20 protein-coding genes and 1 pseudogene are annotated in these 24,077 nt (G+C 66.3%); 15 read left to right on the forward strand and 6 right to left on the reverse strand.

Translation table 11 applies throughout. The features are described from left to right. The first annotated feature begins 64 nt into the window (after positions 1–64). On the forward strand, positions 65–1,102 hold the full coding sequence (locus tag QNM97_RS01200; protein WP_283821242.1) for an LLM class F420-dependent oxidoreductase: 1,038 nt from the start codon (positions 65–67) through the stop codon (positions 1,100–1,102). A gap of 7 nt (positions 1,103–1,109) precedes the next feature. Here QNM97_RS01200 and QNM97_RS01205 read toward each other — a convergent pair whose 3' ends face one another. Both QNM97_RS01205 and QNM97_RS01210 read right to left on the reverse strand, forming a co-directional pair. Beyond that, on the reverse strand, positions 1,110–2,564 hold the full coding sequence (locus tag QNM97_RS01205) for a cytochrome P450 (protein WP_283821243.1): 1,455 nt from the start codon (positions 2,562–2,564) through the stop codon (positions 1,110–1,112). Positions 2,565–2,576: 12 nt separating this feature from the next. Next, on the reverse strand, positions 2,577–3,398 hold the full coding sequence (locus QNM97_RS01210; RefSeq protein WP_283821244.1) for a crotonase/enoyl-CoA hydratase family protein: 822 nt from the start codon (positions 3,396–3,398) through the stop codon (positions 2,577–2,579). Between the two features lie 81 nt (positions 3,399–3,479). On the opposite strand from QNM97_RS01210, the gene QNM97_RS01215 reads away from it, so the two are divergent. Together QNM97_RS01215 and QNM97_RS01220 are read left to right on the forward strand one after the other, a co-directional pair. Then, positions 3,480–5,144, forward strand: coding sequence for an acyl-CoA synthetase (locus tag QNM97_RS01215; protein WP_283821245.1), 1,665 nt, complete (start codon positions 3,480–3,482; stop codon positions 5,142–5,144). Beyond that, the gene (locus tag QNM97_RS01220; RefSeq protein ID WP_283821246.1) at positions 5,141–6,280 is read left to right on the forward strand and encodes an NAD(P)H-dependent flavin oxidoreductase; all 1,140 of its coding nucleotides are present in this window, start codon (positions 5,141–5,143) and stop codon (positions 6,278–6,280) included. Before QNM97_RS01215 ends, QNM97_RS01220 begins: the two co-directional genes overlap by 4 nt. 250 nt (positions 6,281–6,530) lie before the next feature. On the opposite strand, the pseudogene QNM97_RS01225 reads toward QNM97_RS01220, so the two are convergent. The 4 genes and pseudogenes from QNM97_RS01225 to QNM97_RS01240 all read right to left on the reverse strand — a co-directional run bounded on the left by QNM97_RS01225 (position 6,531) and on the right by QNM97_RS01240 (position 12,099). After that, positions 6,531–7,819 (reverse strand): annotated as a pseudogene (locus QNM97_RS01225) (HNH endonuclease). Positions 7,820–8,148: 329 nt separating this feature from the next. Beyond that, a complete protein-coding gene (locus tag QNM97_RS01230) occupies positions 8,149–9,681 on the reverse strand; it encodes an AMP-binding protein (protein ID WP_283821247.1) in 1,533 nt (510 codons plus the stop codon). A gap of 16 nt (positions 9,682–9,697) precedes the next feature. Then, positions 9,698–10,846, reverse strand: coding sequence for an acyl-CoA dehydrogenase family protein (locus QNM97_RS01235; protein WP_283821248.1), 1,149 nt, complete (start codon positions 10,844–10,846; stop codon positions 9,698–9,700). 35 nt (positions 10,847–10,881) lie between these two features. Continuing rightward, positions 10,882–12,099 (reverse strand): acyl-CoA dehydrogenase family protein, encoded by a 1,218-nt coding sequence (locus QNM97_RS01240; protein WP_283821249.1) that lies wholly within the window; start codon positions 12,097–12,099, stop codon positions 10,882–10,884. A 114-nt stretch (positions 12,100–12,213) separates the two neighbouring features. Here QNM97_RS01240 and QNM97_RS01245 point away from each other — a divergent pair, with 114 nt between their 5' ends. From QNM97_RS01245 to QNM97_RS01300, 12 genes are all read left to right on the forward strand, one after another. Then, positions 12,214–12,405: a ferredoxin gene (locus QNM97_RS01245; protein WP_006371993.1), complete on the forward strand. Its 192-nt coding sequence runs from the start codon at positions 12,214–12,216 to the stop codon at positions 12,403–12,405. Between the two features lie 99 nt (positions 12,406–12,504). Continuing rightward, complete coding sequence (locus QNM97_RS01250) at positions 12,505–13,398, forward strand: 3-oxoacyl-ACP reductase (protein WP_283821250.1); 894 nt, start codon at positions 12,505–12,507, stop codon at positions 13,396–13,398. 82 nt (positions 13,399–13,480) lie between these two features. Further along, entirely contained in the window at positions 13,481–14,245 is a 765-nt protein-coding gene (locus QNM97_RS01255) for an MlaE family ABC transporter permease (protein ID WP_006371995.1), read from the forward strand. Between the two features lie 3 nt (positions 14,246–14,248). Continuing rightward, positions 14,249–15,100, forward strand: a complete 852-nt coding sequence (locus QNM97_RS01260; RefSeq protein ID WP_283821251.1) for an MlaE family ABC transporter permease — start codon at positions 14,249–14,251, stop codon at positions 15,098–15,100. Positions 15,101–15,103: 3 nt separating this feature from the next. Then, positions 15,104–16,285 carry an MCE family protein gene (locus QNM97_RS01265; protein ID WP_283821252.1) on the forward strand — a complete coding sequence of 394 codons (1,182 nt, stop codon included), beginning with the start codon at positions 15,104–15,106 and terminating at the stop codon, positions 16,283–16,285. Beyond that, entirely contained in the window at positions 16,278–17,339 is a 1,062-nt protein-coding gene (locus tag QNM97_RS01270; RefSeq protein WP_208792683.1) for an MCE family protein, read from the forward strand. Before QNM97_RS01265 ends, QNM97_RS01270 begins: the two co-directional genes overlap by 8 nt. After that, positions 17,336–18,583, forward strand: coding sequence for an MCE family protein (locus QNM97_RS01275; protein ID WP_283821253.1), 1,248 nt, complete (start codon positions 17,336–17,338; stop codon positions 18,581–18,583). Before QNM97_RS01270 ends, QNM97_RS01275 begins: the two co-directional genes overlap by 4 nt. Before the next feature lies 1 nt (position 18,584). Further along, a complete protein-coding gene (locus QNM97_RS01280; RefSeq protein ID WP_283821254.1) occupies positions 18,585–19,856 on the forward strand; it encodes an MCE family protein in 1,272 nt (423 codons plus the stop codon). After that, complete coding sequence (locus QNM97_RS01285) at positions 19,856–21,115, forward strand: MlaD family protein (RefSeq protein WP_283821255.1); 1,260 nt, start codon at positions 19,856–19,858, stop codon at positions 21,113–21,115. The genes QNM97_RS01280 and QNM97_RS01285 overlap by 1 nt, the downstream gene beginning before the upstream one ends. Further along, positions 21,115–22,551, forward strand: a complete 1,437-nt coding sequence (locus tag QNM97_RS01290; protein ID WP_283821256.1) for an MCE family protein — start codon at positions 21,115–21,117, stop codon at positions 22,549–22,551. The genes QNM97_RS01285 and QNM97_RS01290 overlap by 1 nt, the downstream gene beginning before the upstream one ends. After that, positions 22,548–23,372 carry an Rv1363c family protein gene (locus QNM97_RS01295; protein ID WP_283821257.1) on the forward strand — a complete coding sequence of 275 codons (825 nt, stop codon included), beginning with the start codon at positions 22,548–22,550 and terminating at the stop codon, positions 23,370–23,372. The genes QNM97_RS01290 and QNM97_RS01295 overlap by 4 nt, the downstream gene beginning before the upstream one ends. Next, positions 23,372–24,064, forward strand: a complete 693-nt coding sequence (locus QNM97_RS01300; protein WP_283821258.1) for a hypothetical protein — start codon at positions 23,372–23,374, stop codon at positions 24,062–24,064. Before QNM97_RS01295 ends, QNM97_RS01300 begins: the two co-directional genes overlap by 1 nt. The last annotated feature ends 13 nt before the right edge of the window (positions 24,065–24,077 follow it).

The following is a 24,077-nucleotide window of genomic DNA, read 5'->3' on the forward strand; positions in this document are numbered from 1 at the left end:
TATTGGGCACAAGGCGCACGTCGGCGCGCCACGGAGCGACAACCCCGAGAGGACGGCATCGACCGTGAAACTGGCTTTGCAACTGGGATATTGGGGAGCCGGTCCCATCGCCGGCGCAGCCGAACTCGTCACGGCCGCCGAGGCCAACGGCTTCAACGCCGTGTTCACCGCCGAATCGTGGGGTTCGGACACCTACACCCCGCTGGCATGGTGGGGATCGTCGACGTCCCGCATCCGACTGGGTACCGCGGTCTCACAGCTGTCCGCCCGACCGCCGACCTCGCTGGCGATGGCCGCGCTGACCCTCGACCACCTCTCCGGCGGCCGCCACATCATCGGGCTCGGGGTGTCGGGACCACAGGTCGTGGAGGGCTGGTACGGCGAGCCGTTCGCCAAACCCCTTGCCCGGACCCGCGAATACGTCGAGATCGTCCGCGCGGTGCTGGCGCGCGAGGCGCCGGTGCGCAGCGACGGGCCGCACTACCCGCTGCCGTACCCGGCACACGCGCCCGGGTCGACCGGCCTGGGCAAGCCCCTCAAGCCGATCACCCATCCGCTGCGCGCCGACATCCCCATCTGGCTCGGTGCCGAGGGTCCGCGCAACGTCGCGCAGACCGCCGAGATCGCCGACGGCTGGCTCGCCATCTTCTACAGTCTCGCCCTGGCAGATCAGTACGAGCAGTGGCTGGCCGACGGCTTTGCGCGACCCGGTGCTCGGCGCACGCGCGAGGAGTTCGAGGTCGCGGCGACGGTACAGGTCGTCATCACCGATGACATCGCCGCCGCCGTCGAGCGTTATCGTCCGTCGACGGCACTGTACGTTGGCGGAATGGGAGCCGAGCAGAAGAACTTTCACGCCGAGCTCTACACACGGATGGGCTACGGCGACGCCGTCGAAGAGATCGGACGACTGTTTCGTGCGGGCCGCAAGGAGGAGGCGATCGCGGCGGTGCCCGACGAGATGGTCCGCGAAACCCTGATCGCCGGCACCGCCGACGAGGTACGCGCGCAGGTCTCCTTGTGGGAGGCCGCCGGAGTCGACATGCTGATGGTCACCGCGCGTGACGTCGCGACCATCGAGACCCTGGCCGGGCTGGTCTGAACCGTGCTCAACCCGCGGTCGCCGACACCCTGCGCTCGCTCAGCGACAAGTGAAAATCCTTGGGCACCATGGTCAGACGCTCGTCGACGGTCAGCTCGTAGTCGGGGTCGGCCCGCAGGTCGTATCGGTGCAGCAGGCTCGCGAGCACCAGCACCGCCTCGTGCAGCGCGAACTGGCGACCGATGCAGGAGCGCACCCCGGTGCCGAACGGCTGGTAGGTGTGGGCGGGCCGCTTCTTGATGTTCGCCGAGAGAAACCGGTCCGGATCGTAGACGTCGGGGTCGGTCCACACCTGCGGATCGCGGTGTACCAGGCCCAGCAGGACGATCGCCCAATCCTGCGGCCCCATCCGGTATTTCCCGCCGATCACGGTGTCCTCCCGCGGGCTGCGGGCGAAGGCGGGCACTGTCGGCCAGATTCGCAGCGCCTCGTCGAGACAGCGTCGGATGTAGCGGAACTTCGGCACCTGCTCGAACTCCGGCATCGCCGTCGGGTCCGCGCCGAGGATCTCGTCGGCCTCGGCCTGGGCACGCGCGAGGCACTCCGGGTTCCGGGAGAGGTAGTACAGGGTGAATGACAATGCCCCGGAAGTGGTTTCGTGCCCGGCGACCAGGAAGGTGAGGATCTGATAGCGGATGTTGAGCATCGAGAGCTTCTCGCCCGTCTCGGGGTGGGCGACGTTGAGCATGATGCCGAGCAGATCGTCACGGTTCGGATCGCCTGCGCGGGCGGCGATCACCTCGTCGAGAAGCGAGTCGACGTACTCCTGGTGCTCGGCGTTGCGGCGGTCGAGATAGCGCATCAGGAATCGTCCACCCGGAGCGGTGCCCAGACCACCCTTGCGCCGGCCGGTCTCGAGGGCGCGGATCATCGCACCGATGAACGGATGCGGCTGCGCCGAGGAGAACGAACCGAAATCCTGACTGAAAGCGGTGCGTGTCAACGTCTCCAGGGTCAGCTTGGTCATGTCCCGGGTGACATCGGTGTCTCCGCCACGACGGTCCCAATAGTCGAAGAGTTCACTCGCGGTGGAGATCATCGTCGGGTGGTAGGAGCGGATCGCCGACTTGGTGAATGCCGGGATCAACAACTCGTGCGCCAGTTGCCAATTGGGCTCGTCGTTACGCGCGGTGAACAAACCGTCGCCGGCGTACTGGCGCAGCGCGGTGATCGCCGGCGGCAGCGCCTTGCAGAAACGGGTCTCGTCACAGAGTTCGGCGGTGAGCTCCGCCGACGCGACGAACACGAACTTCTGCCGGAAGATCTGCATCTCGAAGATCGGGCCGAGACCCGGGCCCCACTCGAGGATGCTCAACACCGGACTACGCGGATCGGAGACCCCGAGGTCGCCGATGACCGGGCGCCGGGTGCCGGCATGCGGGAATCGTTGGCCGGACCAGTCGTTCTTCAGCGGGCGTCGCAACACATCCTCGACGATGCTCGTCGCGGGCGGTGGTGTCAATGTCTCGCGACGTCACTCACCGGTGAAAACCGGCCTCTCCTTGGCGGCGAACGCTTTCGGGCCGACCTTGGCGTCCTTGCTCTGGAACACCGAGATGCCGATCGGGGCCTCGATGGCGAAGGCGTCGAGTTCGTGCATGCCCTCGGTCTCGCGGATGGTCCGCAGGATCGCCTGCACGGCGAGGGGTCCGTTGGCGCAGATCGCGTCGGCGAGTTCGAGGGCTTTGTCGAGGGCGGCACCGTCGTCGACGACGTGGCCGATCAAACCGTATTCCTTGGCTTCGTCGGCGGTGATGTGTCGGCCTGTCAGGAGGATGTCGCAGGCGACGGTGTAGGGGATCTGGCGTACCAGGCGCACGGCACTGCCGCCGAGTGGGAACAGCCCCCAACGCGCTTCGGACACACCGAATCTGGCACTTCGGCCGGCCACCCGAATATCGGTGCCCTGCAGGATCTCGGTACCGCCGGCGATCGCCGGCCCCTCCACGGCGGCGATGAGAGGTTTGCTCAGACGCCGGCCCTTGAGCAGCGCGGGCAACGACGCCGGATCCCAGGTGCCCTGTTTGACCGTGTCGCCGGGAGCGTTGCGTGACATGGCCTTGAGATCCATGCCGGCGCAGAACGCGCCTCCTGCGCCGGTGAGGATTGCGGCCCGGATCTCCGGGTCGGAGTCGACCCGGTCCCAGGCCTCGGTCATGATCGCCATCATCTCCGAGGACAGCGCGTTGCGGGCCGCGGGACGGTTCATGGTGACGATCAGGACGTGCCCGCGTTGCTCGACCAGACAGTGTGGTGCGTCGTCGGTGGCGGGCGCGGCATGCGACGTCGTGGTCATCTCGACCCCCAGATCGGTGGAAGTGGCATGTGAAGAGAACGTGCTCTTGCCGGAAACGATAACACGTTCTAGTTTTGTGTCATGGCTTTCACCATCGGGGACCTCATCGAGCATGCGGTCGACCTCATGCCGGACCGCACCGCCGTCGAATCGGGCGATCGCTCGCGCACCTACGCCGAACTCGAGGCCCGCAGCAACGCCCTCGCCCACCACCTCCGTTCACTGGGTGTGCAACCCGGTGACAGAGTCGGCCTGTACAGCCGAAACACGATCGAATCCATCGAGGCGATGGTCGCGATCTTCAAGGCGCGGGCGGTGATGGTCAACGTCAACTACCGCTACGTCGAGGCCGAACTCGACCACATCTTCTCCGACTCCGGAATGACCGTGCTCATCCACGAACGCAAGTACTCGACGCGCGTGTGTAACGTGTTGTCGAATCGCGACGGGACCGGTGGTGTGCGGCCGGTCGTCGCCCACCGCGTCGTCATCCCCGACGGCAGTGACGTCGAGATCGGGACGCTCGCCGCCCCGGTCCTCTACGACGACGCGATCGCAGGCGAATCGATCGAGCGTGACTTCGAGGAGCGCTCCGACGACGACCTGTACATGCTCTACACCGGCGGCACGACCGGCCGACCCAAGGGTGTCGTGTGGCGGCAGGCCGACGTATGGCGGGTTCTCGGCGGTGGTATCGACTGGTACACGGGCGAGCCGGTCACCGACGAGTGGGAGCATGCGCGCACCGGCGCCGCGGGTGGACAGCTCGTCCGATTCCCGATCCCGCCGTTCATCCACGGCGGCTCGCAGTGGGCGGTGTTCCAGGCACTCTTCGGCGGCGGAAAAGCGGTGGTGTATCCCGATTTCGACGCGCACGCCGTCTGGGAGGCGGTCGGCCGGCACGGGGTCAACGTCATGTTCATCACCGGAGATGCCATGGGGCGCCCGATGATCGAGGCGCTCGGTCAGCGCGACTACGACACCTCCACACTCGTATCCGTGGCATCCTCGGCCTGCCTGTTCTCGCCGAGCATCAAAGAGCAGTTCCTCGAACGCTTCCCCAACGCCGTCATCATCGACGCGATCGGGTCGTCGGAGACCGGATTCGGCGGAATGGCCGCCGTCGTCAAGGGTGAGTCGCACGTCGGGGCGCCACGAGTCAACGCCGACAAACAAACCCACGTGTTGCGCGAGAACGGCACCCAGGTGGAGCCCGGCACCGGTGAGGTCGGGGTGCTCGCGCGCACCGGACACATCCCACTGCGCTACCACAACGATCCGGAGAAATCGGCCAAGACGTTCAAGGAGTTCAACGGGATTCGCTACTCCATCCCGGGGGACTTCGCCCGGGTCGAGGCCGACGGCACCATCACCATGCTGGGCCGCGGATCGGTGTCGATCAACACCGGCGGCGAGAAGGTCTATCCCGAAGAGGTCGAGGCGGCACTCAAAGCACATCCCGACGTCTTCGACACCGTTGTCGTCGGGGTCGCCGACGACCGGTTCGGGCAGCGCGTCGCCGCGGTGATCGCCGCGCGTGACTCGGCGCGGCCGACGCTCGGGGAACTCGCCGACGTGGTGCGTAAAGAACTGGCGGGCTACAAGACACCGCGCAGCGTGTGGTTCGTCGACGAGATCAAACGATCACCCGCGGGCAAGCCCGACTACCGGTGGGCGGCGTCGGTCACCGAGCGCCGCGCGGCCGATGAGACAGCAGACACAGAGATCAAAGGGGCCACTCGATGAAGACGGAACTGGCAACACGATTCGGGATCGACTACCCGATCTTCGGATTCACACCGAGCCAGCATGTGGCCGCGGCGATCAGCCGGGCCGGCGGCCTCGGCGTCCTGGGGTGCGTGCGGTTCAACGATCCCGAGGAACTCGACGAGGTCCTCGAGTGGATGCACGACAACACCGACGGCAAGCCCTTCGGCGTCGACATCGTCATGCCCGCCAAGATCCCGACCGAAGGCAGTCATACCGACCTCGACTCGATGATCCCGCCCGAGCATCGCGCATTCGTGGAACGCACGCTTGACGACCTCGGTGTTCCGCCGCTGCCCGACGGAGACCGGGTCAACGCCGGAGTACTCGGATGGCTGCATTCGGTGGCGCGTTCGCACGTCGACGTCGCGATGACCCACGCCGACAAGTACGGCCAGATCAAGCTCATCGCCAACGCCCTCGGGTCACCTCCCGCCGACGTCATCGCCGCCTCCCATGATCACGGTGTGTCGGTCGCTGCGCTGGCGGGTGCGAAAGACCATGCGCTGCAACATGTCGATGCCGGGGTCGACATCGTCATCGCCCAGGGATACGAGGGTGGTGGTCACACCGGCGAGGTGACGTCGATGATCCTGTGGCCCGAACTCGTCGACGCCGTCGGCGACCGGGCGCCGGTGTTGGCGGCCGGCGGTGTCGGCAGCGGCCGGCAGATCGCGGCCGCGATCGCCCTTGGCGCGCAGGGTGTCTGGATGGGCACCTACTGGCTCACCGCCGCCGAGTACAAACTCGGGATGCCCGAGGGGCAGGAGGGGCCGTCGACCGTCCAGCAGGCGCTGCTCGACGCGAGCTCGCGGGACACCGTGCGCCGGCGCATCTATTCCGGCAAACCCGCTCGACTGCTCAAGACCAAGTGGACCGACGCGTGGGACGCCCAGGGTGCACCGGAGCCGCTGCCGATGCCGTTGCAGAACCTCCTGGTCTCCGAGGCGCACGCCCGGATCTCCGCGTCCAGCGACCCCGGGGTCGTGGCGATGCCCGCCGGTCAGATAGTCGGACGTCTCAACGCGATCACCCCGGTCGCCGAGCTGATCGCCGACATGGTCGCCGAATACGAGGAGTCCGTCGCCCGGATGCAGAAGACGTTGGAGGGGTAAGCGCTTCGGTACGAATCCAGCGCTGGTGCAGGTGGTCTCGAGGCTCGCCGCACGCGGCTCGCACCTCGACCAGCGGGGGGAGACGCCCATCCCGGTGGTCGAGGTGCCGAGGAGTGCTAGCGACGAGCCTCGAGACCTCGTGTGCCGACGGGATTCCGGGCCACGGGCGGCACGACCCCTCGGCCATAGGGGAGGTCTCTATGGAGTTCTCAAACAACAGATGCGGTCCAGGCCACGCCGGGTGCGGGAATCAGGCTGCTGCGTCGTCGAGTCGCATGGTGCGGCGGTGATACGACGGCACTGGCCGTCGTTTCGGATCCACGCTGGCGGGTGGGATGAGCCAGGGGTGTCGGTCGAATCCCATGATGATGTCCCAGCCGTGGTGGTGGACGTCGTCGTGGCAGCTGGTGCAGAGGAGGCATCCGTTGTCGAGGTCGGTGGGCCCGCCGTCGGCCCAGTGGTGCACGTGGTGTGCTTGGCAGCGTCCGGCGTGGGCACCGCATTTGATGCATCCGCGATCCCGGACGAGTAGTGCTTTGCATTGGCCGGGGGTGAAGAAGCGTTCCTGGCGTCCGACGTCGAGGGGTACACCGTCAGTGTTGAGGGTGATCTTGGTGATCGTGGTGTCGCACGACAGCATTTTCGCGGTGGCTTCGGTGATCGCGCCCATGTTCTGTAGGTCCCGCCGAGGGCCGGGTTGTCGGCTGACCATGTCCACAACAGTCCGTTGGTCGGTTTGGCGGAGAAGGTGGTGTCCGCAAGTCCTTGTGCCGCGAGTTCGACGATCGTTTCGAACGCGGCGGCACAGATCTGTTCGGGCGTCCGCGGATCCGGGGACCCGTCGGGCTGAGGCTTGGGCGCCGACAAGGTTTCCATCAGGGTGCGGGTCTTTTCCCCGGCGATGATGTCGAGGTTCGCCGAGATCTCCAACCGTCCGTCGTCGGTGATGCGGTCGGTGTAGGAGTTGATCGTCTTGTCCTCGGCGGCCGGTAGCCCACCGGGTGTGTCGGCCGCCAACTCGTTACCCAGCTGCCGTGCGTAGAGGTTGATCTCGGCGGGGGTGAAGTCGGCGAAGTAGTGTGACAGCAGTTTCCGCAGGTATTCGCACCGTTGGACGGTGTTGAGGGGTTCGGGGGAGCGGGTGTCGATGTGTGCCAGTCCGCGGACGATGGCGTCGGTGTGTTCGGAGGAGATGGACCCGTCGGCGGCATGCGCCAACAACAGATCGATATCGCTGGTGGCCGAGATACGCACGTACCGACCTGCGACCGAGGGCGCGAAGCCCATGCTGATCAACAGTTCTCGCAGTCGGGTGGTTTTGTGATCGGCGACGCCCAGTCGGTCCAGTTCGCCGGTGAGGATGGTGGCGTGGTGATCAACCAGGTTCCGCAACAGCAGGATTTGCTTCATCGCGCCGAAGGCTTGGGGTCCGGTCATGTCCGGATTCCATTGCAGGTCGCTGAGTTGGGCGACGATGTCGGCGAAGACTGCTTCGGCGTCAACGGTTTCCGCGTCAAGGACTGTGGTGGATTCGATCATGGGCCCCTCCCCGGTGGCTGATCGGTATGACGGGTCCAGTGTACCTCGCCAGGGTGTTCGATGCACGGGGCGTTTTGGTGAATTCTGCTTGTGGACAACGTGTTTCGGTGCTGATTTTCTGTCGGTGGGGTGTGGTAGGGGAGTGTGGGTTTCGTTTGCCAAGCTTTCGATGTGTTTGGGGGGCTTGTTGTCTCGCCGGGTCTCGAGGCTCGCCGCACGCGGCTCGCACCTCGACCATCGGGGGGTCCGGCGGCTGGGGTGGTGTTCGCCTCGACCGTCGGAGGGGAAGGCGCGGCGGCTGGGGGCGTTCACCTTGACCCTCTCGGACGTCAGGGCTGGTAGCGGCCGTTGATGCGGACCCAGGTCGGCGGCTCGGTGGATTCCCGCAGCCGGCGCTTCAGGGTTTTGAAGGTGGCCGTCTCCGGTAGGGCATCGACGATGCGAATCCGGTGCGGCCACTGCTTGGGCCCGAGATCGCTTTGCGCGGAGAGGAAATCGGTGAACTCAACGGGGTCGAGATCACCGCCGGTCACCAGCACGGCCTCGATCTCATCGCCGATCTCGACGGGGACACCGAAGACGGCGGCCTGGCGGATGCTTTGATGGCGCAGCAGAATTCGCTCGATTGGTCCGGTTCCCAGGTTCTCGCCGTCGACGCGCATCCAGTCGCCGAGGCGCCCGGCGAAATGGAGGTAGCCGGCGTCGTCGACCCAGGCCAGGTCGCCGGTGTGGTAGACGCCGCCGCGCATCCGCTCGGCGGTCGCATCCGGGTCGTTGTGGTAGCCGCTGAACAGGCCCGGCCCCGAGGTGTTCACGATCTCCCCGATCTCCCCGATGCGCGTCGGCGCGCCGGTATCCGGGTTCACCACCGCGACCGGAGAGTGCATGGGGCCCAGCGCATCCGGGGGAGTGTCTGGGGTACGGGTGATCGCGACACCGCCCTCGGTGGAACCGAAGCCGTCGATCACGCGGCAGCCGAAACGCGCGGCGAAGCGTTCCCGATCGGTCGCCGACGCCTCGTTGCCGTACATGATGCGCAGACTCGATGACGCGTCGTCGGGCGACTCCGGGGTGGCGAGGATGTAGTTGAGCGGCTTACCGACATAGTTGGCGTAGGTGACCCGGTGACGTCGCACGTCGGCGACGAATCCACTCGCGGAGAACCTGCGGCGCAACACCATCGACGCGCCGCCGGCCAGCGCCACCGACCATCCGGCGATCATCGCATTGGAGTGGAACATCGGCATCGACAGTCCGACGACGTCGTCGGGGCCGATCCCGAACCGTTCGGCGAGCATCACCCCGGCCGCGGCGAAGGTGCGTTGGGTGCAACGCACGGCCTTCGGGTCGCCGGTGGTGCCCGAGGTGAAGATCAGCATCAGCAGCTCGTCCGGGGATGCCTCTCGGGGAATCACGGGCGCCGCGGCCCATTCGGGCTCGGTGTAGCGGCTCACCCGGTGTACCGGGACATCGAGCGCAACGTCGGCCAACAACGGTGCGGTGTGGTCGTCGACGAGCACGAACCGACAGTCGGCGCGGGCGATGTCGGCGGCCAGCGCGGCACCGCGCCGGGTGGTGTTGAGGCCGACGATCACCAGGCCGTCGAGCGCGGCGGCGGCCACCAGGATGCTGAAGTCGACGACGTTGTCCAGCAGTACCCCGACATGGGGAGTCGTGGTGTCGCCCAGCTGATCGCGCAGGCGCCGCGCGCAGCCCGATGATCGCTGCAGATGCTCCGCATACGAGAGGAAGCCGCCCTCGTGCTCGATGCCACGGTCGTCGACATCGGTCAGCGCCAGCAACAGTGAGGTGATCGTCGCGGTCGACGACCCGAGGGCGACCGCGGCCGACGGCTCGGTCATCGGCCTGGTTCGGTCATCACGCCGGTGCCGCTGCCAACGCGTCCCCGATGGCGGCGAGTGTGACCGGTGCGGATCCGAGGGTGTACTCGTTCTGCTTGGCGCGCAGGAAGTACCGGTGGACCGGATGTGTGGTGTCCAGGCCGACGCCACCATGGATATGGACCGCGGTGTGTGCCACGCGATGTCCGGCGTCACATGCCCAGAACTTGGCGGTCTGTACCGCGACGTGCAGACCGCCGTCGTCGTTGTCCTCGCCGGCATCGGTGATCCGGGTGAACTGCCAGGCGGCGGCGAGCGTGGTCAGCGACAGTCCCTGGGTGTCGATGTAGCCGTCGGCGAGTCGCTGGGCGACCGCCTGGAACGCGCCGATCGGCTTACCGAACTGCTCCCGCTCGACGGCATAGGCAGCGGTGAGTTCCAATGCACGGGAGAGGGTTCCGGCCTGATCGGCACAGACGGCCAGGGTTGCGCGGTCGACGATGTCGGCGACGGTGTCCGCTCCACCGTCCAACACGTGGTCGTCGTCGACAACCACACCGTCGAAGTCCACGATGAAGCTCGGTGTCTTCCCGGTGGCCGGAGTCGGGGTGAGTCGCACCCCGGCTGCGTCGGCGTCGACGACGACAGCGCGAACCCCATCCGGTGACATGGCATTGACCACGATCGCCGTGGCGGCACCGGCATAGCCGACGTTGACCTTGGACCCGGTCAGGGCCCAGCCGTGTTCGGTGCGGCTCAGCAGGGTCTGCGGATGACCGGACCCGGTTCCGAGATCCTCTTCGAGGGCGACGGTGAGCACGGCCGCGCCGGTCGCGGCATCGCCGACGAGATGTTCCCGAAGCGCTGCCGAACCGTGCGTCGCGATCGCGGGAAGCGCGGCGACCGCGTGCAGGCCGTAAGGGACCCGGGCGAGCCCTCGGCCCAATTGCTCGGCGACGGTGATCGATTCGAGGATCTTCTGGCCTGCACCAGCGTCGCCGGCAACTTCCGACCCCACCTCGAGGCCGAGCAGCCCGGCCGCGCCGAGTTCGCGCCACAACACATCGTCGAGTGCGGCGTCGTCGGCTTCGAGGCGCGCCACGCGGTCGTCCGTGCTCACTTTCTCGGTGATGTCACGGGCGAGCCCGCGCAGATCCTGAGTCACTTCGGGAAGTGTGAAATCCATTGTGCTGCTCTCGCGTCGGTGTGGGTGGGCGGCGGTCAGCGTCGCTGATGGGGCAGGCCGAGGGCGGTCATCGCGATGATGTCGCGCTGGACCTCGTTGGTACCGCCACCGAAGGTGAGGATCAGCGAGGTGCGCTGGAACCGTTCGAGCCGGCCGAGGAGGTGCGCCCGTGGACTACCGGCCCGGATGGTCGCGGCGGGACCGACGACCTCCATCAGCAATCGGTAGGCCTCGGTGGCGAATTCGGTGCCAAAGACCTTGGTGGCCGAGGCATCGGCGGGGCTCGGCGCGCCACCGGAGCTGGCCGCGGAGGCGATCTTCCAGTTGAGCAGCTTGAGGAATTCGACCTTCGCGTGCACCCGCGCCAGATTCTGACGAACCCACTCGGTGTCGACGAGGCGGTGTCCGTCACCGGTTTTCGTCTGCTGCGCCCAGGCCAGCGTTTCCCGCAACGCGGTCTGGATAGGGGCGGCACTGCACAGCGCCACCCGTTCGTTGTTGAGCTGATTGGTGACCAGCGACCAGCCCCGGCCCTCCTCACCGACCCGCGAACTCACCGGCACCCGGACGTCGGAGTAGTAGGTGGCGCTGGTGTCGACGCCGGCCATGGTGTGCACCGGGGTGTAGGAGAACCCGCCGGCGTCGGCGGGCACGATCAGCACCGAGATGCCGTGATGGCGTTTGAGTCCGCGGGCTCGTCCCTCGTCGGTGAGGGTCGCCGGGTCGGTGCGGCACGCGAGCCAGATGTAGTCGGCGTAGGCGATCAACGACGTCCACATCTTCTGCCCGTTGATGACATAGTCGTCACCGTCGCGCACGGCCGTGGTCCGCAGCCCGGCGAGATCGGTGCCGGCGCCGGGCTCGGAATAACCGATGGAGAAATGCAATTCACCCGCGGCGATGCGCGGCAGGAAGAACGCCTTCTGCTCGTCGGTGCCGTAGTGCATGATCGTCGGTGCCACCGAGTTGATCGTCAGGAACGGCACCGGTGCCCCGGCGATCGCGGCCTCGTCGGTGAAGATCAGCTGATCCATCATCGACCGGTTCTGGCCGCCGAACTCCGTCGGCCACCCCAGGGCGAGCCAGCCGTCGGCTCCCATCTGGCGCACCACGTCGCGGTAGGCGTCGCCCTCGCCGAGTTCACCGTCACCGCCGGTGAGTGCCGCCCGCCGGTCCTCGGTCATCAGATCGGTGAAGTAGGCCCGCAACTCGCGCCGCAGCGCCGATTGCTCGTCGGTGTAGGCAATGCGCATGGGGTGGACTCCGTCGTGGATCGATCGGTCGGGGACTCGCCAATATCTGAAACACGTTCTAACCTGTTTGGCACAGCCCGTCAACCAGCGGGCACGCTGAGGAGGAGCGAGTCGATGCATATCAAGGCAGATTTCGACCTGTGCGAATCGAACGCGATCTGTGTCGGGATGGCGCCCGACATCTTTGACCTCGATGACGACGACTACCTGGTCATTCTGAAAGATGAGGTACCCGAGGGCCGCGAAGAGGAGCTTCGTCAGGTCGTCGCCAACTGCCCCAAGTCGGCGCTGTCGATCGAGGAGTGAATTTCGCCGAAACCGCCCCGGCGCGACTCCCCGACCGGCTAGCGTGTTAGAACAGGTTCTAGTTTTCGTTCACACCGCGTTCGGCTGGAGGGGTTGGCAGTGACTGCTGGATCGTTGGAGGGGCGCGTCGCGGTGGTCACCGGCGCGGGTGCCGGATTGGGTCGGGCCGAGGCACTCGGGCTCGCCGCACAAGGTGCGACGGTCATCGTCAATGACCTCGCGAACGCACTCGACGCGAGCGACGTGATCGACGAGATCGCCGCGTCCGGCGCAACCGCGGTACCGGTACCCGGTGACATCTCGGACTCGGCCACCGCCGCCGAGATCATGCGCACGGCAACCGCCGAGCTCGGCGGACTGCACATCGTGGTGAACAATGCCGGGGTCGTTCGCGACAAGATGCTCTTCAATCTCACCGATGACGACTGGGATCTGGTCATCCGGGTCCACCTGCGCGGCCATTTCCTGCTCACCCGCAACGCGGCCGCCCATTGGCGAGCCGAATCCAAGGCCGCCGGCGGTCCCGTTTACGGACGCATCGTCAACACCTCCAGCGAGGCCGGATTACTCGGCCCGGAGGGCCAGGCGAACTACGGCGCGGCCAAGGCCGGCATCACCGCGCTGACACTGTCGGCATCAAGAGCGTTGGGCCGCTACGGGGTTCGCGCCAATGCGATCTGCCCGCGGGCTCGCACGGCGATGACCGCCGGGGTCTTCGGTGAGGCGCCCGGCGAGGGCGTCGATCCGCTCTCGCCCGAACACGTCGTCCGACTCATCACCTACCTCGCCGGCCCGGACGCCGATTCGGTCACGGGGCAGGTATTCGTCGTGTACGGTCCCCGAGTCATGGTGATGGCCGCGCCCACCGTGGATGAGGTCTTCACCGCGGAGGGGGATGCATGGGACGACGGGGATCTCGCCAAGACGCTGAGCAGCTACTTCGCCGATCGCGACCCGCGTCGGACGTTCTCGGCTCGCGACCTGATGTCCTGACCGATTGTTGTGGGTCAAGTGTCCTAGTATTGACCGAACCCAGTGATTTTTTGCGCGTGAGTTCCAAGGCTTGAGGAGTGCTGTGCTGAGCAGGCTGGCGGGACCCCTCGACGGGGTGGGCGACTTCGTCGCACTCGGGGTGGACTCGGTCCGGGAGCTGTTCCGCCGCCCGTTTCAATGGCGGGAAACGGTTGAACAGTCCTGGGCCATCGCCCGTGTGTCGATGGTGCCGACGCTGCTCGTCGCGATCCCCTTCACCGTGCTGGTGAGCTTCACCCTCAACATCCTGCTGCGCGAGATCGGTGCGCAGGATCTCTCCGGCGCGGGCGCCGCCCTGGGCACGATCACCCAGATCGGCCCCATCGTCACGGTGCTCATCGTCGCCGGCGCCGGGGCGACCGCGATCTGCGCCGACCTCGGCGCCCGCACCATCCGCGAGGAGATCGACGCGATGAAGGTGCTCGGCATCAACCCGGTGCACCGCCTCGTCGTTCCTCGCATCATCGCCTCGACCGGTGTCGCCATCCTGCTCAACAGCCTGGTGTGCACCATCGGCATCGGCGGCGGCTTCGTCTTCTCGGTCTATCTGCAAGACGTCAACCCCGGCGCGTTCATCGCGAACCTGACGCTGCTCACCGGATTCGGTGAACTGATGATCTCGATGGTCAAGGCGGCGTTGTTCGGCCTGTTCGCCGGCATGGTCGGCTGCTATCAGGGACTCAACGTCAAGGGCGGCGCGAAGGGCGTCGGCGACGCGGTCAACGAGACCGTCGTGTACTCCTTCATGGCGTTGTTCGTGGTGAACGTCGTGGTGACCGCGGTCGGTCTGAAGGCGACGGCGGGGTAAGCGATGGTCCTTCCGTTCACCACCCGGCTGCGCACCGCGCGCGTTGCGGTCAAACGCGCAGGCGAGGACTGGAACCAGATCGGCGATCAGGCACTGTTCTACTGGGACAGCGTCGTGTCGATCCCGCGTGCGGTCCGCCTCTACAAGAAGGAGACGCTGCGGCTGATCGCCGAGATCTCCATGGGTACAGGCGCTCTCGCGATGATCGGTGGCACCGTCGTGGTCGTCGGCTTCCTCACCCTGTTCACCGGCGGCACCATCGCCGTACAGGGCTACAGCTCGCTGGCCAACATCGGTGTCGAGGCGCTCACCGGCTTCTTCTCCGCGTTCATCAACGTGCGCATCGCGGTCCCGGTGATCTCCGGAATCGCCCTGGCCGCGACGATCGGGGCCGGTGCCACAGCACAATTGGGCGCGATGCGGGTCAGCGAGGAAATCGACGCCCTCGAGACCATGGCCATCTCCTCGATCCCGTACCTGGTGAGCACCCGCATCGTGGCCGGGATGATCGCGATCGTCCCGTTGTACTCGCTGGCCTCCCTCGCCTCCTTCCTCGCGAGCCGATTCGCGACGGTGTTCATCTACGGACAGTCACCCGGCGTCTACGACCACTACTTCGACACCTTCCTCATCCCGTCGGACATCCTGTGGTCGTTCGTGCAGGCCATCTGCATGGCCATCGCGGTCATGCTCATCCACACCTACTACGGCTACAACGCCACCGGCGGTCCCGTCGGCGTCGGCGTGGCGGTCGGCAACGCGGTGCGCGCGTCGCTGGTCGTTGTCGTCGTCATCACCCTGCTCACCTCGTTGGCCATCTACGGGTCCGACGGCAAGTTCAATCTGGCGGGCTGAGTGATGGCGAGTCGAGGAGAACGCAGCAACTGGGTACGCAAGCTCGCCGCGGTCATCATGGTGGGCGGGCTGATCGCGATCATCGCCGCCGCCTCCGGGTCGTTCCTCGGTTGGTTCGCCTCCACCGAGCGGGTGACCCTGCAGGCCCCCCGCGCCGGCCTGGTGATGAGCCCCGACGCCAAGGTTCGCCTGCGCGGGGTGCAGGTGGGCACCGTCAAATCGATCACCGAGACCGGTGACCATGCCGTCCTCGCCCTCGACATCAACTCCGATCAGATGTCGCAGATCCCCGGCAACGTGACCGCGCAAATCAAGTCCAACACCGTCTTCGGGGCCAAGTCGGTGTACTTCGAGGTGCCGCCGACGGGACCGAGCGGACAGTTGCAGCCCGGCCAGAACATCGACACCCAGCACGTCGTCGTCGAACTCAACACCGTCTATCAGCAGCTGGTTGCGGTACTCGCCGACATCCAGCCCGACAAACTCAACGCCACCGTCGGTGCGGTCAACACGGCGCTGTCCGGTCGTGGCGCCGACATCGGCAATTCGCTGGGCACGCTGTCGGGGCTGCTCGGCAAGACCAATCCGCATCTGCCCGAACTCGACGAGCTGATCCGACAGACCGCCACGGTGACCAATGTCTACGGCGATGTGATGGGTGATCTCATGCGCACCATCGACAACGCGGTCTACACGGGGAACACGTTGCGCGACAACGCCTCCAACTTCGATGCGCTGTTGATCAACGTGACCGGCATGGCCAACACGATCAACAACGACGTCCTGGCCCCGTCGAAGGCCGACCTCATGGCGACGCTGTCCCAATTCGGCCCGGTGTCACAGCTTCTCGGCTACCAGGCCCCGGGTATCTCGTGCTTCCTGCGCACCACGGCGATCGGTGCCGACATGGCCAAGCCCTACGAGGGCGGAGAGAACGGCATGTTGAAGCTCTACGCCGGACTGCTGCCGGGCAAGGAGCCCTACACGTATCCGAACAGCCTGCCGCGGGTCGACGCCCAGGGAGCCCCGACCTGTGCGGGCGGGCTGAGCAATCCCAATACCACCGAGCACTCGAAGTTCTACGTGACCGACAACGCGCAGGTGCCCTACCAGCCGCGGATGACACCGAAGGTCAACCGGGAGAAGCTCTTCCAGCTGCTGTTCGGGGAGCCCGGCCTTGGATAACCGCGCACGCGCGTTCCGCGCGACCGTCATCAAACTCGGCGCCTTCGCCATCGTGATGGTGCTGGTGTTCATCGGTCTCGTCGTCGTGTTCAGCAACTACCGATCCGGTAGCTCCGACGACTACCGGGCGCTGTTCTCCAGTGCCTCGCAGATCAAGTCGGGCAGCAAGGTCAAGATCGCCGGCGTCGAGGTGGGCTCGGTCGACAACGTCTCGCTGACCCCCGACAACGAGGCGCTGGTGAAGTTCTCCGTCGACGACCAGTACAAGCTACCCAAGTCGGTGCGCGCGTTGATCCGCTACGAAAACCTCACCGGCGACCGATATCTCGAGCTGCAGCAGGGACCCGGCGACCCCGACGACACGCTCGCGCCGTCGGATACGATCCCGGCCTCGCAGACCGAGCCGGCACTCGACCTCGACAAGCTCCTCGGCGGGTTCAAGCCGTTGTTCCGTACCCTCGACGCCAACGAGGTCAACGAACTGTCGACCTCGCTGGTGGCCGTCTTCCAGGGGCAGGGTCCGGCGCTGAACAAACTTCTCGCCGACACCGCCTCGTTCACCAACGCCCTCGGCGACCGGGATCAGTTGATCGACAGCGTCATCGACAACCTGAATCAGATGCTCGGCACTCTCGACGGCGACCGCGGCGGCCTCGACACCAGCCTCGACCAGATGCAGATGCTCATCACCGGATTGTCGGCGCAGCGCGGCACCATCGGCAACTCACTGACCCAGACCGCACAGGTCACCGACGGACTCGCCGACCTGCTGTCCTCGACCCGGCCCGGCCTCAAATCCACCCTGACCAGCATCGGCGTCGCCTCGGACAATGTGCTTGCGGCCGAGCCGTTCCTGCGGTCGCTGCTGCCGCGTCTGCCCAACGACTACAAGAAGCTGTCGAATCTGGGTAGCTACGGCGCCTGGTTGCAGATCTACTTCTGCCGGATTCGACTGTTGCTCAGCGGTCCGGACGGCAAACAGTACTTCTTCACCTCCAACGACGTCATGGGGGACACCACCAAGGCCGGGGGGAGGTGTTCGTCGCAATCATGAGTACGTCGGGTACGAGTAGGGGTCCGTTCGGGAATCTGTTCCGCAGCAACCGGTCCGGGTCGGACGAGGCCGATGTGGCCCGCGAGAACAAGCGTGGCGGGCGGACCCGCAGGCAGATCGGCCTGATCGGCATCGTGGTGACCGCGATGGTCGTCGTGGTGGCCCTGCAGATGGACAAGCTGCCGCTGATCTCCCCGATCAGCACCTACACCGCCTACTTCGACGACGCGGGCGGTCTGGTCACCGGCGACATCGTGACCGTCGCCGGGGTCAATGTGGGCACCGTGGAGGGCATCCGCCTGGCGTCGACCGACGCCGGAACCAAGGCCGCCGTCAGTTTCCGGATGAACGACACGGTCTCGATGGGTACCGACACCCAGGCCGCGATCAAGACCGAAACCGTGCTGGGCCGACGGAATCTGACGATCCTGCCGCACGGGACCGGGCGGATCGAGCCGGGAGGGGAGATCCCCAACCGCAACACCGTCGCCCCGTACTCGCTGACCGACGCCCTCGACAATGCGACCGACACCCTCTCGCAGACCAACACCGCCGAACTCAACAAGGCGCTCGACACGCTGTCGGTGACGTTCTCGGCCACCCCGGATCAGGTGCAGGGAGCCGTCGACGGTGTCGCGAAGCTGTCCAAGGCGGTCGCCGACCGTGACAACGCGCTACGTGAGCTGCTCGCGAAGGCCTCCGGGGTCACCCAGGTCATCGGTGATCGCAGCAAGCAGCTCAACCAACTACTCCTCGACGCCAACATGCTGCTCGGCGAGTTGCAGTTCCGGCGTGCCGCGATCGCCCAGCTCATCAGCGGCACACGCGACGTCGCCGCGCAGATCAGCGGTTTCATCAACGACAACAACACCCAGCTGACGCCGGTGCTCGACAAGTTCAACAAGGTGCTCGACATCCTCAACGACAACGAGAACAACCTCAAGGAGACCGTCGACCGGCTCGGGCCGTTCGCCAACGCCCTCGGCGAATCGGTCGCCAACGGACCCAACTTCGACTCGCTGGTCGGCGTCAGCACCTTCGGCGACTACACCGCCACATTCATGAAGGTGTTGCAGCAGAAGTATCCCGAAGTCGCGCAAGCCTTCTCGTATTCGGGATTCCCGTTGCTGCCCAACGCGTGGAGCCAGGCACCGGGCGCCAACCCCCCGCCCCGCACCCCGGTACCCTCGCCGACGATTCCCACCCCGCCGCCCTCGACCCCGACGACCAGGCCGGGTGGTTGAGATGACCGGACGTCTCGGAATCGGCAAGCGCGCATGGCAGATCATCGCGCTGCTGGTATTGCTCGCACTGATCGTGGTGGCCGGATACATCGGCTACAACCGGGTCACCAACACCCGGCTGACCGCGTACTTCGCCACCACTACCGGCCTCTACAACGGCGACCCGGTGCGGGTGCTCGGCGTCAACGTCGGTCACGTCACCTCGATCACCCCGCGCAGCGGTGACGTCAAGGTCGAGATGGATGTCGATCGCAGCGTCAAGATCCCCGCCGATGCGCGCGCGGTCGTCGTCGCCCAGAGCCTGGTGTCGGGCCGCTTCATCCAGCTGACCCCGGTGTACTCGTCGGGCCCGCAGATGACCGACGGCACCGACATCCCGATGGAGCGGACCGCCGTCCCGATGGAGTGGGATCAGGTCAAACAGCAACTGCAACGGCTGACCGATGCGGTCGGCCCCAACGGCGCCGACCCGGGTGCCGCGGCGCGCGCCATCGACGTCGGCGCGCAGAACCTCGACGGCGCAGGGCAATCCATCAACAACTCGATCACCCAGCTCTCCGACGTGATGGGCACGCTGGCATCGGGACGGGACGACCTGTTCACCACGATCCGCAACCTGCAGAAGCTGACCGACGCGCTCTCGTCGAGCCACGAGCAGATGGTGCAGTTCAACGGACGCATCGCGTCGGTGTCGAGCGTCCTCGCCGACAACACCGATCAACTCAACGGTGCTCTGCACAACCTGGATTCGGCGATGACCGACGTCCAGAACTTCATCAACACCAACCAGAACTCGTTGACCGGCGCGGTGTCGCGGCTGGCGCAGACCACCGGCATCCTGGCCGCCAAGGACGAACAGATGCGCGGGCTACTGCATTCGGCGCCCAACCAGCTCGCCAACTTCTACAACATCTACAACCCGCTGACCGGATCGTTGTCCGGGGTGTTCGGACTCGGTATGGGCAACAACCTGATCACGCTGCTGTGCGGGACGATGGAGGCCAACAACCGGCCCGGCCAGAGCCAGGTCGACATCGACAAATGCGTCGACACCCTGGCGCCCGTGCTGCAGTCCATCGTCGTCGCCTACCCGCCGTTCATGTCCAATCCGGTCAACGGCATCAACGCGACACCCGGCCAGGTGACCTACCAGAACGCCGACGTGGCCGCGCGCGCCCAGCAGGGCATCCGGAACCAGGATGCGGCGACCCGACGCGCCAACGGCGGTGGGCCGCTCGCCGACCTGCTCGTCCCGTGGGGCGGTGCGGGCTGATGCGCCGGCTGCGGTGGCGTGACCTACGCCTGATCCTGCTCGTCGCCACGGTGACGGTGCTGGCCTCGGCGTGCGGCTTCAACGGCGTCAACAGCCTGCCGGTACCCGGCGCGCAGGGCACCGGCGACGGTTCGTACAAGATCAGCGCCGTCATCCCGAGTGCTGCGGGCCTGACCAACAACGCGCCCGTGCTCATCGACGACGCCACCGTCGGCAGCGTCGGAGCGATCAGCGTCGCACCCGGATGGAACGCCAAGGTCGAGATCCGGCTCAACCCGGGCGTGAAGGTGGCCGACGGATCGCACGTCATGGTCGGGATGACCAGCGTGCTCGGATCGACCCACCTCGAGATCGTCGAGCCGACGGGGACCGCCACGGGCTACATGCAGGCCGGCGATCAGATCCCGCTGCCGAAATGCCCGAAGGTCGACAACATCGCCCAGCCGACCGAAGCCGCTGTCGCCGACATCAATTCGGCCCAACAGGTGGCCGGTTGCAACTATCCGACCACCGAGCAGGTCCTCAGCGCGTTGTCGGTGGTACTCAACGGCGGTGGACTGTCGCAGTTCGGCGACATCGTCCACGAGATGAGCCAGATCTTCGACGGCCACGATCAGCAGATCCGGGCCCTGATCCCGCAGCTGACCACCCTCGTCGGAGACCTGAACAGGCAGACCGACAACATCATTCGCGCCGGCGAGGGCCTCGACCGACTCACCGTCGCGGTCAATCAACAGACCCCGACGCTGCAGAAGGCGTTGCGCGACGGCCCGCAGATCCTCAAGCTCCTCAACGATCAACGTCAGCAGTTCGTCAACGCCCTCGACGCGGTCGGGCGTCTGTCGTCGACGACCAACGATGTCCTCGACGCGAATTCGCAGGACATCAAGACGATCGTGGCCAACATGGCCAAGGCGTTCCAGGGTCTGGCCGCCGCCGGCCCGGCACTGCCGGGTTCGCTGCGCCTGCTCCTGACCTTCCCGTTCCTGGAGGAGGAGATCCCGACGATGGTCAAGGGCGACTACATCAACTCCGACCTCGTCCTCGACCTCACGATCCCCAAGCTGCAACGCAGCATCCTGCGGTCGGTCGGCGTCGTCGGCCCCGAGGGTGTCACCGGCCAGCCCGCCGGCGCAGCCGGACGTGGCCTCAACCCGTTCACCTCGCCGCTGCAGCCGGGTGACGAAACCCGCTCGGAGAACGCCCCTCCCATTCCGGCCACCCAGAACACCCCGGGATCGAACGGAGGCGGCAACTGATGAAGATCACCCGTTTCGTCCGCATCCAGCTGATCATCTTCGCGATCGTCACCTTCATCGCGATCGTCGCGATGGCCCTGTTCTACGTGCGCATTCCGGCGATGTTCGGAGTCGGACGGTATGCGGTGACCCTCCAGCTGCCCAACACCGGTGGGCTGTACGAGAACGCCAACGTGGCCTTCCGCGGCGTCAACGTCGGCAAGGTCAAGTCGGTGCGGCTCACCGAGAACGGGGTGGCGGCGACCCTGTCCATCGACAGTGGCACCAAGATCCCCACGAATTCCGCGGCGTCGGTACACAGCGTGTCCGCGGTCGGTGAGCAGTACGTCGAATTCACCCCGCCCACCGGCGATTCCAGCTCCGACTACCTCGCCGACGGTGCAACGGTATCGACAACCGATGTGCCGGTGGAGATCTCGTCGGTCCTCGACCAGGCGACCGCCCTGCTCAACCGCGTCGGCGACAGCAATCTGCGCTCACTCATCGACGAGGCCTTCGACGCGTTCAACGGCACCGCCGAAGACCTGCGGCGCCTGATGGACTCGATGATCCTGCTCGTCGATGACGCCGACAAGAACTCCGACGTGACCATCGATCTCGTCAAACAGGCGGGACCGTTGATGGCCACCCAGTCGGCCACCGCCGATCAGATCCGGGCGTGGACCGCCGACGCGGTCAAGGTGACAGATCAGTTGCGCGCCAACAACCCCGAGATCACCGACCTGCTTCAGAAGGGACCCTCGGTGGCGTCGTCGGCGCAGAAGCTGTTCGCCTCGATGGACCAGTCGCTGCCCCTGCTGCTGGCCAACCTCAACACGGTGTCGAAGACGACGGCGGTGTATCTGCCGAACCTGCAACAGGTCCTGGTGATCTATCCGCGTCTGATCGACACCCTGCTGACCGCGTTGAACGCCGGCGACCCGCGGTACGGCCCGAGCGTCGAATTCTCGCTGGGTTTCCAGGATCCGCCGCCGTGCACCATCGGCTACCTGCCGCCGTCGCAATGGCGCAGCCCCGCCGTGCAAACCGCGCGCGACCTGCCGCCGGGCATGCTGTGCCGGGTACCGCAGAACTCGCAGATCGCCGTGCGCGGCGCACGCAACTTTCCGTGCGCGGAATTCCCCGGCCGGCGGGCCCCGACCCCCGAGGAATGCCGCACCGGGTACAAGCCGATCAGCAATCGGGTGGTGCCGTTCCCCAACGGCATTCCGGGCATCCTGCCCGCACCCGCCGGATATGTCACCCAGGGGACGCCGACCGAACAAGAGGACGGTCCCGCGGTCTACGGCACCACGTACGATCCGGAGTCGGGTGACTTCATCGGCCCCGACGGACGCACGTACAACGCCGGCACCGGTACCGGCACCGACAACGATCAGCAAGGACAAAGCAGCACATGGCAGAGCCTGATCACCGGAGCGGTGGACGCCCAGTGACGCCGGCTTCGCAAGCCCGGACCCCGGTCCGGTCGGCGCCGCTGCGCCGACGTCGTACGCCGAGCAAGCCCGACGAGGCACCACAGGTCGAGGCACCGAAAGTCGAGGCACCACCGGCCGAGTCCGCGCCGACTCCGCCCGCGACGCCCGAGCAGCCGTCGCCGGCGGTGAATCTGACCACACCCGAGCGCACCGGCCCGGTGGCCGACCCGGACGAGTTGGTCTCCTCCCTGAGCTATCGCGAGCGGCGTCAACGCCGGATGGCTGCCGCCCCGGGTGGCGACGATGCCGCACCGGTCACCAAGGTCTCCGCGCTGCGGGCGCGATCGGATCGCTCGATCCTGGCGTGGGTCGCGACGGGACTCGCGGTGATCGTCATCGTCGGGTGCCTCGTCGCCTCGTCGGTGTTCGCGATCGCACTCGGACGCATCGACCATCAGCGGAATTTGCGCGCCGAGTACTCCTCGTTCGCCCAGCTGATGACGGTCACGATGACCAGTCTCAATCCGGGCAACGTCGACGCCGCGATGAAGACCATGGCGGACAAGACCAGCGGCACCGCCCAGCAACGACTCAACGAGTCCATGGGGCAAGCGGTCTCGCTCATCCGGGACCAGAAACTCGACGTGCAGTCCACCGTCATCAGCGACGCCGTCACCAAGGCCGACGACGACGAGGGCACGGTGATCGTCGTCTACGGCTGGCAGATGAAGCCGACGGATCCCAAGGAGCAGACCATCGTCCAGACCTTCCGGTGGCGGGTCGACATCACCCGGATCAACGGCGAGCTGAAGATGACCGATTTCGAGTGGGTGACGTGATGCGGCTCTCGGTTGCGCAGGTCCTCGCCGGCGTCCTCGCGTTGCTGGTCGTGGCATCGGTGGCGCTCGCCGGGGTACTCGGCTACCGCTACCTCGACGCCCGATGGACCGAACAGGCCCGGGACTCGTCGCTGGATGCGGCGAAGTCGTACGCCACCACGATGTTCGGCTACGACCCGGGCAACGTCGAAGCCCACGTCAACAGTTCGAAGTCGGTGGTCACCGGGGCGGCGAAGTCCCAGTACGACAAGCTGATCACCAATCCCGTTCAGGGACAGGACATCGACTTCGTCGAGGGGGTGAAGAAGCAGCAGGTGGTCTCCCAGGCCGTCATCCAGGATGCCGGGGTGGTCACCAACACCCGCGACTCCTCGACGGTCCTGATCTTCATGAATCAGTCGGTCAGCCGCGGCGGCAAGGATCTGGTGCGCGTCGATCCGAGCCGCTTGACGTTCGCGATGGTCAAGCAGGACGGCCGCTGGATGATCCAGAACATCGACGTCATCACCGACGATTCGTTCCGCAGCCGGATTCAGCAGGTGTCGACCCCGCCGCCGGGAGCGGTACCGTTGCCTGGACCGAGTGATACGTCCACCCCGGCACCCGATTCCGCTGCACCCGATTCTTTGGCACCCGATTCTTCGGCACCACAGACGAGTGCGCCCGCGCCATCGGTGGTGCCGACCCCGTAGACCCCAGGGAGGC

This window comes from Gordonia sp. L191 (assembly GCF_030077625.1).
GTDB lineage: Bacteria > Actinomycetota > Actinomycetes > Mycobacteriales > Mycobacteriaceae > Gordonia > Gordonia polyisoprenivorans_A.

Excerpts from the sequence above, each read along its gene's own strand:
- QNM97_RS01210 (WP_283821244.1), bottom strand. The coding sequence starts at position 3,398 with ATGACCACGACGTCGCATGCCGCGCCCGCCACCGACGACGCACCACAC.
- QNM97_RS01215 (WP_283821245.1), top strand. The coding sequence starts at position 3,480 with ATGGCTTTCACCATCGGGGACCTCATCGAGCATGCGGTCGACCTCATG.
- QNM97_RS01220 (WP_283821246.1), top strand. The coding sequence starts at position 5,141 with ATGAAGACGGAACTGGCAACACGATTCGGGATCGACTACCCGATCTTC.
- QNM97_RS01230 (WP_283821247.1), bottom strand. The coding sequence starts at position 9,681 with ATGACCGAGCCGTCGGCCGCGGTCGCCCTCGGGTCGTCGACCGCGACG.
- QNM97_RS01235 (WP_283821248.1), bottom strand. The coding sequence starts at position 10,846 with ATGGATTTCACACTTCCCGAAGTGACTCAGGATCTGCGCGGGCTCGCC.
- QNM97_RS01240 (WP_283821249.1), bottom strand. The coding sequence starts at position 12,099 with ATGCGCATTGCCTACACCGACGAGCAATCGGCGCTGCGGCGCGAGTTG.
- QNM97_RS01245 (WP_006371993.1), top strand. The coding sequence starts at position 12,214 with ATGCATATCAAGGCAGATTTCGACCTGTGCGAATCGAACGCGATCTGT.
- QNM97_RS01260 (WP_283821251.1), top strand. The coding sequence starts at position 14,249 with ATGGTCCTTCCGTTCACCACCCGGCTGCGCACCGCGCGCGTTGCGGTC.
- QNM97_RS01265 (WP_283821252.1), top strand. The coding sequence starts at position 15,104 with ATGGCGAGTCGAGGAGAACGCAGCAACTGGGTACGCAAGCTCGCCGCG.
- QNM97_RS01275 (WP_283821253.1), top strand. The coding sequence starts at position 17,336 with ATGAGTACGTCGGGTACGAGTAGGGGTCCGTTCGGGAATCTGTTCCGC.
- QNM97_RS01280 (WP_283821254.1), top strand. The coding sequence starts at position 18,585 with ATGACCGGACGTCTCGGAATCGGCAAGCGCGCATGGCAGATCATCGCG.
- QNM97_RS01285 (WP_283821255.1), top strand. The coding sequence starts at position 19,856 with ATGCGCCGGCTGCGGTGGCGTGACCTACGCCTGATCCTGCTCGTCGCC.
- QNM97_RS01290 (WP_283821256.1), top strand. The coding sequence starts at position 21,115 with ATGAAGATCACCCGTTTCGTCCGCATCCAGCTGATCATCTTCGCGATC.
- QNM97_RS01300 (WP_283821258.1), top strand. The coding sequence starts at position 23,372 with ATGCGGCTCTCGGTTGCGCAGGTCCTCGCCGGCGTCCTCGCGTTGCTG.